General features: G+C 31.7%; 9 protein-coding genes. All 9 read left to right on the forward strand.

Translation table 11 applies throughout. The annotated features are described in order from the left end of the window. Positions 1-114: 114 nt before the first annotated feature. On the forward strand, positions 115-2,001 hold the full coding sequence (locus N4A48_RS02890; RefSeq protein WP_293664173.1) for a 5'-nucleotidase C-terminal domain-containing protein: 1,887 nt from the start codon (positions 115-117) through the stop codon (positions 1,999-2,001). Positions 2,002-2,420: 419 nt separating this feature from the next. Continuing rightward, complete coding sequence (locus tag N4A48_RS02895; RefSeq protein ID WP_293664174.1) at positions 2,421-3,560, forward strand: YibE/F family protein; 1,140 nt, start codon at positions 2,421-2,423, stop codon at positions 3,558-3,560. A gap of 101 nt (positions 3,561-3,661) precedes the next feature. Further along, positions 3,662-4,885, forward strand: a complete 1,224-nt coding sequence (locus N4A48_RS02900) for an esterase/lipase family protein (RefSeq protein ID WP_293664175.1) — start codon at positions 3,662-3,664, stop codon at positions 4,883-4,885. A gap of 245 nt (positions 4,886-5,130) precedes the next feature. Continuing rightward, positions 5,131-6,132 (forward strand): class II fructose-bisphosphatase, encoded by a 1,002-nt coding sequence (gene glpX, locus N4A48_RS02905; RefSeq protein ID WP_330665035.1) that lies wholly within the window; start codon positions 5,131-5,133, stop codon positions 6,130-6,132. 105 nt (positions 6,133-6,237) lie between these two features. Further along, positions 6,238-7,206, forward strand: a complete 969-nt coding sequence (gene glpX / locus N4A48_RS02910; protein WP_293664176.1) for a class II fructose-bisphosphatase — start codon at positions 6,238-6,240, stop codon at positions 7,204-7,206. 375 nt (positions 7,207-7,581) lie between these two features. After that, on the forward strand, positions 7,582-8,913 hold the full coding sequence (gene rho, locus N4A48_RS02915) for a transcription termination factor Rho (RefSeq protein ID WP_293664177.1): 1,332 nt from the start codon (positions 7,582-7,584) through the stop codon (positions 8,911-8,913). Between the two features lie 97 nt (positions 8,914-9,010). Further along, entirely contained in the window at positions 9,011-9,211 is a 201-nt protein-coding gene (rpmE, locus tag N4A48_RS02920) for a 50S ribosomal protein L31 (RefSeq protein WP_099190080.1), read from the forward strand. Between the two features lie 50 nt (positions 9,212-9,261). Continuing rightward, positions 9,262-9,846: a thymidine kinase gene (locus tag N4A48_RS02925; protein WP_293664178.1), complete on the forward strand. Its 585-nt coding sequence runs from the start codon at positions 9,262-9,264 to the stop codon at positions 9,844-9,846. 156 nt (positions 9,847-10,002) lie between these two features. After that, positions 10,003-10,704 (forward strand): nitrite reductase, encoded by a 702-nt coding sequence (locus N4A48_RS02930; protein WP_293664179.1) that lies wholly within the window; start codon positions 10,003-10,005, stop codon positions 10,702-10,704. Positions 10,705-10,849: the final 145 nt, after the last annotated feature.

Consider the following 10,849-nt stretch of genomic DNA (forward strand, 5'->3'; position numbering starts at 1 on the left):
TAGACAAATTATTATATACTTACATATAGTTGGAGATTCTTGTAAGATTAATTAAAGTAACTCGAATCTTTAATGAGGAATGTATATAAGTATTTATAAAGGAGGAGATTATAAGTGATTAAGTGGACTGAAAAAAGGTTTACAGCAATGGTAGTTGTATTAATGATGATGGTATCATTATTTATGCCATTGGGTGCATATGCAGAAGAAACAAAGGCATCATCAAATGTAGAAAAAACTACTACAGTTGAAAAGAAGGAAGTAGCAGAAGCTGAAACAAAAACAATTGACATAGTATCTATTAATGATTTTCATGGAAACGTAACAGAAGATGCTAGAGAATCAGGAAAAAATATGGGGATGTCAAAAGTTATTAATGCAGTAAAATCAAATAAAGCTAAAAACCCAAATACGATAGCTGTATCTGCTGGAGATAGCTATCAAGGTACTGCAATGTCTAATTTGACTTATGGAGCACCTGTATCAGAAATGTATAAAGAAATGGGAATTGTTGCATCAGCAGTTGGAAACCACGAGTTTGACTGGGGAATTCAAAGAGTAGAAAAATGGGCGAAAGATGGAAACTTTGATTTTCTTGCTGCCAATATTATTGATAAAACTACTGGAAAAGCTGTAACATGGGCGAAGCCTTATAAGGTAGTTGAACAAGATGGAATCAAAATTGGATTTATAGGATTAACAACTAGAGAAACAGCATATACAACATTACCAGAGAACGTAAAAAATTATGAATTTAGTGACTTAAAAGAAACAGCGAAAGAATGGACAGATTTCTTAAAATCAGGAAATGCTCCAGAAGGAAAAGTAGATGTAGTTATTGCATTAACTCATGTTGCTTCTTTTCAAGATAGAGAAACAAAAGAGGTTAAAGGCGATGTGGTAGATTCAGGACTATGTTCAGTAGAAAATTTAGATGCAGTTATTTCTGGACATTCGCATCAAGCCGTAGCAGGGTATGTAAATGACAAAGCAGTTGTACAAGGTTACAAATATGGACGTGCATTAGGAAAGTTAACTATTTCTCTAGACAAAGATAATAAAGTTTCAAAAATTACTCCAGCAGTAGATATGCTTTATAAGAGAAAATCTGAATTAATTGCAGATAAAGATGGACAAGCAATACATAGTAAATATGAAAATAAATTAAAGCCAGTTCTTGACGAAGTAGTAGGATCTGCAAAAGAAGGTTTATCTCATGAAAGACATAGTAAAAATGGAACAACTGTTTTAGGTCAATGGGTAAGTGATGTAATCCGTAAAAAAGCTGATGTGCAAATCGGTTTAATGAATGAAGGTGGACTACGTACAAATATTCCAGCAGGAGATATTACAGTTGGTAAGTTGTATGAAGTAATGCCTTTTGATAATACATTAGTTAAAATGGAAATTAAAGGAGAACAACTTAAAAAAGTAATAGATAACGGAATTAGCAATCCAAACATTGGATGGGTTGAAGTAGCAGGATTAAAAGTAAACTATGACATGAGTAAACCGTTTGGAAGTCGTGTAATAGATATGTACTTAGAAGATGGAACAAAAGTAGAGATGGATAAGTATTACTCTGTATCTACAAATGACTTTATGGCATCTGGAGGAGACAAATATGACTTTGAAGGTGCGAAAAATTTTGTAAATACTATGGAGCCAATTCGTGATGTAATAACAGATTACATAAAAGAAGTAAAAGAAGTAAATGTAAAATTTGAGCAACCACTAGTAGCTAAGGTAGAAGAGGTAGCTACAGAAGAAAAAGTAGTTACAGCAGAAAAAGTAGTTACAGCAGAAAAAGTAGTTACAGCAGAAAAAGCAGTTACAGAGGAAAAAGTAATTACAAATGTATATCTTGTAAAATCTGGAGATACATTAAGCAAGATTTCAGCGAAATTTGGAATGAAGTATCAAGAGGTAGCAACTTATAATAAAATCAAAAATCCACATCTTATTTTCATAAATCAAAAAATATTAATACCTGCAAAATAATTAAAAATAGTTAAAAGGCTTTGCTTACATAAGGCAAAGCCTTTTATACTATAAATATAATTTCAAAACCCTTCATAACGGTGAAGGTCGTGGAACAGGTGGAATTATCCAGCATAGTGCGAAAGTGCTATTAACTACGAGATAGAACTCTGATGGTACTTGTTGACGAATAGAGAGAATATAAAAAACGAATATATTTAAAAAAATTATGAAAGGGGAAAGCTACTTAGAGATATATGAATTTGCACAAATAAGCAATCATATATATGTACCCTCGGCTTAGAGGGAAATTAACGACTGTGGAGTGCTATACAAACTGTGGTAGCTTAGGCAAAGTAGAGTACGGTGAAGCAGTAATAATCTCGGTATGGGTATATTTGTCCATATTTTGAGTAGCAGAGTAAGCTAAGGTCGCTATGATGAAAAAAAATATATACAAGTACTTAATATATACAATATTAATTGTATTTTTAGTAATGATGGCTAGAGGCATTTTACAAGAACAAGATACATCTTCATCAGATGAGGGGATGAATGCAGTAAGAGCACAGGTTCTTGAGATTACTTTTGATAATACAGACAAAAAGCCAGATAAAGAAGGAGTTAACGAATATCGTTACCAAGAGTTTAGAGTTCGCATAAAAGAAGGAAAACATAAAGGTGAAATTTATTGGATGCGTAATACTATTGAAACAGCAGATGTGTATAATATTCACTTGGACGAAGGAGAACGTATATTGGTGAGTGTCAGTGAAGATGAAAGTGGAAAAATATCAAACTTGCATATTTATGATAAACAAAGAGAAAATCATTTATATTTAATAATAGGAATATTTTTTGCAATCATTCTGATTATAGGAGGATATCAAGGAGCAAAATCGATTGTTACATTAGTTTTTACAGGAATTATGATTGTAGGTGTATTATTACCTCTTATTTTAAAGGGATATAATCCTGTTTTGGTAGCAGTTTTTGTATCTACTGTTGTTGTTTGTGTTACACTTATAATTATAGGTGGATTTAGTAAGAAGACTGTAGCAGCAATATTAGGGACATTAGGAGGTGTTCTTATTGCAGGAATCATAGCATTAGCTATTGGTTATTCGTCGCAAATTACAGGACTTGCAAATGAGAATACTCAGAGTTTGGTGTATCTATTAAAATATCCGGATATGGATTTTAGGGGTATTTTGTTTGCTGGAATTATTATTGGTGCATTGGGGGCTGTTATGGATGTGAGTATGTCTATTTCTTCAGCAATGCATGAAATGATGGATATTAAGCCAGATATTACAAGGAAACAATTAACTAAGTCTGGAATGAATGTTGGAAAAGATATTATGGGATCTATGTCTAATACATTGATTTTGGCATATACAGGTGGAGCAATAGAACTGATGTTACTATTTATGGCATCTAAAATGACATGGCGTGAAATAATCAATTTAGATATGGTAGCAGCAGAAATAATTAGAGCTGTTTCTGGAAGTATAGGACTTGCCTGTACTATTCCTTTAACTGCATTGATTTGTGCAGCTATGAAATCCAGTAAAAGTTAAATTAAATTTTTAATATTTGTGACCTTTTTTAATCGAAATATCCATATTTAAATGTGTAAGGCGATAAAAGCTTTATAAATTTAAATTAAGGAGTGATTTTAATGATTAGAAAAAACGAGTATCCTATAGTTTTAGTCCACGGATTTGGTGGATGGGGAAGAGATGAAGTTTTAGGAATGCCTTATTGGGGTGGTGTAAGTGAAGATTTTGAACAAATATTAAATGATAACGGATATAAAACTTATACAGCAACAGTTGGACCTTTTGCGAGTAACTGGGATAGAGCTTGTGAGCTTTATGCTTATATAAAAGGCGGTAGGGTTGATTATGGTAAGTACCACAGTGAAAAGCATGGGCATAGTAGATATGGAAGAACTTATCCAGGTATTTATCCACAATTTGGTGAAGTTAATCCACAAACAGGGGAAATGAATAAAATTCATTTACTTTCTCATAGTATGGGAGGCCAAACAGTTAGAGTGTTTGCTCAATTACTTGAAATAGCATCAAAAGAAGAGATTGAAGCTGTTGTAGGTAAAAATGCAACCCAAGAGGAGATAAAAATGGCAGTTGATAAAAATGAATTATCTGCACTATTTATAGGAAATAATTCATTTGTTCACTCAGTCACTTCTATTTCAACTCCTCATGATGGAACAACATTAACATATGGTGTGATGGGAATAGTTCCTTATGCTCAGCAACTTATTGGATTGGTTGCAGCTGAGGCTGGAATTTTAAACAGACCTTTATATGATTTTAAATTAGATCAATGGAATCTTAAAATGGATGAAGATGAATCGTATATGGATTATGTTGAAAGAGTATTCAGCAGTAATATATGGTCAGATACTAAAGACATTAGTGCATGGGATTTAAGTCCAGATGGTGCTAAAGAGTTAAATAGTTGGGTTGATGCTCAACCAAATATATATTATTTCTCTTGGTCAACAGAGGAAACTAGACAAGGAATTATTACTGATCATCATTATCCTAAAATAGGTATGTCTCCTATGCTTATTCCTCCTTCAATTCATATGGGAAGATATACTCAAGATGAAGAAGGAAAAGTATTAATAGATAAAAGATGGTTCCAAAATGATGGAGTAGTAAATACAATTTCAATGAATGGACCAGAAATAGGATCAAAAGATGAGGTTATAGAATATAATAAATATAATAAAGATATTCCAAGAGGAAAATGGAATCATATGGGAATACTTAATTCTGTAGACCATGAAGAAATTGTAGGAATAGGTACTATTCATAAAAAAGGTGAATGGTATAAAGAATATGCACAGTTTTTAGGAAAATTACCTAAATAAAAATATATTTCAAAAGTAATAAAAAAATAAGCACTGTTGGAATTACTAAAATCTAGCAATTTAACAGTGCTTATTTTTTTATGCTTAAGGAATTATATAATTTTAATATATAGTAGTGATATATTAATCTAAAACAATAAAAAATATAACATAAATAATAAAAAATGTAACATATATCTTTGCAAAATCTTTAAATATACTGTATAATTAAAGTGAAATTTGTATTTAACGGGAGGAAGTTGATTATGGATAGAAATTTAGCTATGGAAATTGTTAGGGTTACAGAAACTGCTGCACTTGCTAGTGTTAGATTTATGGGAAAAGGTGATAAGAATGGAGCAGATGGAGCTGCTGTTGAAGGTATGAGAAAGGCTTTTTCCAATGTTAAAATAAGAGGAGAAGTTGTTATTGGTGAAGGTGAACTTGATGAAGCACCTATGCTTTATATAGGTGAGAAGGTTGGATGTGGAACTGATTCTGATATGGAAGTTGATATTGCAGTTGATCCTTTAGATGGAACTTCATTAATAGCTAAAGGGCTTCCTAATGCTATTGCTGTAATTGCTATGGCTAAAAAGGGATGTTTACTTCATGCACCAGATACATATATGAAAAAACTTATAGTAGGACCCAAAGCAAAGGGATGTATAGATATAAATGACTCTGTAGAAAACAACCTAATAAGGGTTGCAAAAGCGCTAAATAAGGAAATATGTGATTTAACAGTTATAATACAAGATAGAGAGAGACATGATGAAATAGTTGCTGATGTAAGAAGACTTGGTGCTAGAATAAAAATGTTTGGAGACGGAGATGTAGCTGCTGGTATAGCAACTTGTTTTGAAGATACTGGTGTTGATATATTAATGGGAATAGGTGGAGCTCCTGAGGGTGTAATAACTGCAGCTGCTGTAAAATGCATGGGAGGAGATATGCAGGGAATTTTATATCCTATGAGTGATGAAGAAACAACTAGATGTTATGATCTTGGACTTAATGATGAGGATATAAATAAGGTATTAACTATTGATGAAATTGCTAAAGGAGACGAATTATTCTTTGCAGCAACAGGAATAACAGAAGGTGAACTTTTAAAGGGCGCTATATGTTATGACAAGAATAGAATACAGACACACTCTGTAGTTATGAGATCTAAAACTGGAACTATAAGATTTGTTGAGGCAGTTCATAGACTTGACAAAAGTAAGATAATAGAAGAACTTATGGAAAAATACGGAAATATATAAAGGTTAACAATGATATAAAAATTAGAGTATACAAGAATAGGTTGACTTTTTAAGTAGTGTAACATAGTATATATATTGTGATATACTTAAAAGGGGGAGTTTGATATGGATAGAAATTTGGCTATAAATTTAGTTAGAGTTACAGAAGCCGCTGCTATAGGAGGATCAAAGTTCTTAGGCAGAGGAGATAAGAATATAGCAGATCAAGCAGCTGTTGATGGAATGAGAAAAATGTTTGATACTATTGATATAGATGGAGAAGTAGTTATAGGGGAGGGAGAAATGGACGAAGCGCCTATGCTTTACATAGGAGAAAAAATAGGAAGAAGATCAGCTGATTCTATTAAGGTTGATATAGCTGTAGATCCTTTAGATGGAACTAATTGTGTTGCAAAAGGACTTCCTAATGCAATAGCAGTTGTTGCTCTTGCACCTAAAGGGTGTTTACTTAATGCACCTGATATGTATATGGATAAAATTGCAGTAGGACCAAAGGCTAAAGGTCTTGTAAAATTAGATAATCCTATTAGTTACAATTTAAATATACTATCAAATGTACTTAATAAAAGTATGGATGATTTGACAGTTACTATGTTAGATCGCGATAGACATTCTAAATTAATACAAGAATGTAGAGAAGCAGGAGTTAGAATAAAACTATTTAATGAAGGTGATGTAGGAGCTGCGATGGCTACTTGTTTCGACCGCACAGGAATAGATATGATGATAGGAATAGGAGGTGCTCCAGAAGGAGTACTAGCAGCAGCAGCACTTAAATGCATGGGAGGAGATTTCCAAGGTAGACTTGTTCCTTTTGAGAAAGAAGAAGAACAAAGATGCTTAGATATGGGAATTGATCATAAAAAAATACTTACTATGGAAGACTTAGTAAAAGGAAATGAAGTATATTTTGCAGCAACAGGAATAACAGAGGGTGAATTTTTAAAGGGAGTTATATATAAAGGAAACAAAACTGTTCAAACTCATTCTGTAGTAATGAGATCAGAAACTGGAACTATAAGATTTATAGAAGCTATACATAGATTAGATACAAAACCTAGCTATGCCAAATAAGTATAAAAAGTGAATATATGGATATATATATAAGAGAGATTTTATCTCTCTTTTTTCAATTTATAGGGATTAATAAACAACGAACTTTCTTAACAGATATTCAAACGATGTAATAAAAGTTCTATATAAAAATATCGATGCATGGGTGATATTTTTATATATAGTTTAGATAACCCACAAAATTAAGACTATTTGTGAACGTAGCCTGTAAGGATCGTTGGCGATATGAGTTACCGCATTAGCGAGTAGATGAATTTTTTTTCTTGACCATATAATATAACAGTGGTAATATTACTGTATTAGATTTTCACTTCTATATTCACACCTTATTTTCCCGAGGTTAAATTAAACGTTTTATATTTGGAGGGATACCTATTGAACCAAGAAGATTTAAAAAGCAAAACTATAGCACAGCTTAGAGAAATTGCTAAAGAATTGAACATAAAATCTGCTACTAAGTACAAAAAACTTGAACTTATAGATGTGATACTTGATATAGAAAAAAAGAATGATAGTGAAAAGAAAAATAAGATACAAGATTTGAAAGTTCAAGAAAATCATATTCCTAAGAAGGTAATAAATGAGTTGAAAAATGATCAAAAACAAGATATAGCACACGGAGTTTTAGAAATACTACCTGATGGATATGGTTTTTTGAGAGGTTCAAACTATCTTTCAACAGGACAAGATGTTTACATATCACCATCACAAATAAGAAGATTTAATATGAAAACAGGAGATAAAGTAATGGGAATTACTAGACCTCCAAAAAGTGGTGAAAAATTTAGAGCACTACTTTATGTTCAAAAAATAAACAATGAAAACCCTGAAAATAGTATAAGAAGACCTTCTTTTGAAAAATTAACACCCATATATCCTAATGTTAGAATTGATCTTCAAAATGAGCAGCATCAAATAGCTACAAGGCTAATAGATTTAATAGCACCTATAGGTATGGGACAAAGAGGGCTTGTTGTAGCACCTCCTAAAGCTGGGAAAACTATACTTCTTAAAAATATAGCTAATAGTATATCTACTAATTATCCAGATGTTGAGCTAATAGTTCTTTTAATTGATGAGAGACCTGAAGAGGTTACGGATATGCAAGAATCTATAAAAGGTGATGTTATATATTCAACTTTTGATGAGTTGCCATCGCATCATATAAAAGTAGCTGAAATGGTTCTTAATAGAGCTCAAAGGCTTGTTGAACATGGAAGAGATGTTGTAATACTTCTTGATAGCATAACAAGACTTGCAAGAGCTTATAACTTAACAATACCACCAACAGGAAGAACTTTATCAGGTGGACTGGATCCTGGAGCATTACACGGACCTAAAAAATTCTTTGGAGCAGCTAGAAACATAAGACAGGGTGGATCATTAACTATACTTGCAACAGCATTAGTTGAAACTGGATCTAGAATGGATGATGTTATATTTGAAGAATTTAAAGGAACTGGAAATATGGAGGTTCATTTGGATAGGAAGCTTGCTCAAAAGAGAATATTCCCAGCGGTTGATATAGCTAAATCTGGTACTAGAAAAGAAGAATTACTTCTTACTAGTCAGGAGATGAGTCTTCTTTGGAAGATAAGAAAGTCTATTGGAAATAATACTCAAGAGTATACAGAAAAGATGATAAAATTCTTAAAACAGACAAAAAATAATAATGAATTTGTAAATTTAGTAAATAAGAACATTTAATCTTGAAGAGAAAATAGTACTATGATATAATGTAAGAGTTGAATATTGATAAGAAAATAAAATTAAGATAATTAAAAAGTTGAAAGAGGTGAAAAAGATGAAAAAGGATATACAACCAAAATATGAAGAAATAACTGTACACTGTGCATGTGGGAATACATTCAAAGCAGGGTCAACTCAAGATGAAATAAGAGTAGAAATTTGTTCAGACTGTCACCCATTCTACACTGGAAAGCAAAAGAACATCGAAAAAGGTGGAAGAATCGACAAGTTCAAGAAAAAATTCAACATTGGTTAATAGTGGAGGTTGGTTAATCCAGCCTCTATTTTATTTTGGAGGAGATTTTTATGTATAGACCTATTCATCATGGATACATAGAAGTGGTTATTGGTCCTATGTATAGTGGGAAAAGTGAAGAACTTATAAGAATACTTAAAAGATCAAAAATAGCAAAGCAAAATGTAGTAGCATTTAAGCCAGCTATAGATAATAGATATAGTGATGAAGAAGTTGTATCTCATAGTGGGTCAAGTATTACTGCTATTCCTATTAAGAATGCAAAAGAAATTTATAATTATATAGATGCAGATACACACGTTATTGGTATTGATGAGGTTCAATTCTTTGAAGATGAAGTTGTTGATATTGCCCTTGATCTTGCAGATAAAGGTATAAGAGTAATAACAGCTGGACTTGATATGGATTTTAGGGGAGAACCTTTTGGTCCCACACCAAGACTTTTAGCTGTAGCAGAATTTGTAGAGAAACTTCAAGCTGTATGTATGGTTTGTGGAAACCCTGCACACAGAACTCAGAGATTAATAAATGGACAACCTGCTAAATACGACGATCCAATAATATTAGTTGGAGCTACGGAAAGCTATGAAGCAAGATGCAGGAAATGTCATGTAATAATAAAAGAAGATGATTAAATTAAAATACATATAGGGTCATATCCTATATGTATTTTTATGTATTAAGGTATTATAAATTTTTTGTTTTATTGATAACTTTTTAATTAAGATATATTAAGTTTAAAGATTTCATAAAATAATGGTATAATATTAACAGATTGAAGGAGGTAAATTATGGGTAAAGCTATATTTAAACAAATTAATGGATCTTTTGCACTTGTACTTGCTTCTGATTGTGGAGTTATAAGTGTTGAAAATTTATGCAATCTATCTTGTCATTTAAAAAAAATGAAAGTTCCGGTTGTAAAACTATCTAGTAGACAGACGTTGGTTGTTATTGGAAGTATAGAGCAATTACAAGAGGTTGAAAAAATTGCACCTGAGTTTGGATTTAAGATAGGTAATTTTGGATCTGGGGTTAGAAATGTTAAAGGATGTAGTGCGGGAGAGGGTCTTTGTAAAAGACAACTTGATACAGCTCTTAATTTAGGTATAGAACTTGAAAATGAATACTTTGGAATTGAAACTCCTCATGATTTTAAAATATCTGTAGCTGGATGTACAAGAGGTTGTACTGATCCTTTGTGTGCAGATTTTGGAGTTATAACTAATGGAAAAGATAAATTTGATGTTTACATAGGTGGAAGAGGAGCCACTATTGAGCCTGTGCATGCAACTAAGATATACAATAATATATCTAGAGGAAATGTAAAAAAAGCTTTAAAACATGTACTTGATATTTATATAGAACAAGGTAATAAAAAAGAAAGAATCTTTAAAACTATAAATAGAATAGGACTTGAAAAGTTTGTACACAAAGATATTGAAGAAAATAAGAAACAACATATTGATGAAGAATTTTTAGCTTTTATATAATAAGTTAACCCGTTGTGCTAGTTAAATTTTTCAAATAATAAAACTCCAACAAATATGAAAACCTAAAGTTAATCAAAAAAACTTTTATAAAGGAGGCTTTCAGTATGTTGGAGCTTAATAACTATTCTATCCAAAATATCGAAAA

It is taken from the genome of Tepidibacter sp. (assembly GCF_025210165.1).
Classification (GTDB): domain Bacteria; phylum Bacillota; class Clostridia; order Peptostreptococcales; family Peptostreptococcaceae; genus Tepidibacter_A.

Excerpts from the sequence above, each read along its gene's own strand:
- N4A48_RS02895 (WP_293664174.1), top strand. The coding sequence starts at position 2,421 with ATGAAAAAAAATATATACAAGTACTTAATATATACAATATTAATTGTA.
- glpX (WP_293664176.1), top strand. The coding sequence starts at position 6,238 with ATGGATAGAAATTTGGCTATAAATTTAGTTAGAGTTACAGAAGCCGCT.
- N4A48_RS02925 (WP_293664178.1), top strand. The coding sequence starts at position 9,262 with ATGTATAGACCTATTCATCATGGATACATAGAAGTGGTTATTGGTCCT.
- N4A48_RS02930 (WP_293664179.1), top strand. The coding sequence starts at position 10,003 with ATGGGTAAAGCTATATTTAAACAAATTAATGGATCTTTTGCACTTGTA.
- N4A48_RS02900 (WP_293664175.1), top strand. The coding sequence starts at position 3,662 with ATGATTAGAAAAAACGAGTATCCTATAGTTTTAGTCCACGGATTTGGT.
- rpmE (WP_099190080.1), top strand. The coding sequence starts at position 9,011 with ATGAAAAAGGATATACAACCAAAATATGAAGAAATAACTGTACACTGT.
- glpX (WP_330665035.1), top strand. The coding sequence starts at position 5,131 with ATGGATAGAAATTTAGCTATGGAAATTGTTAGGGTTACAGAAACTGCT.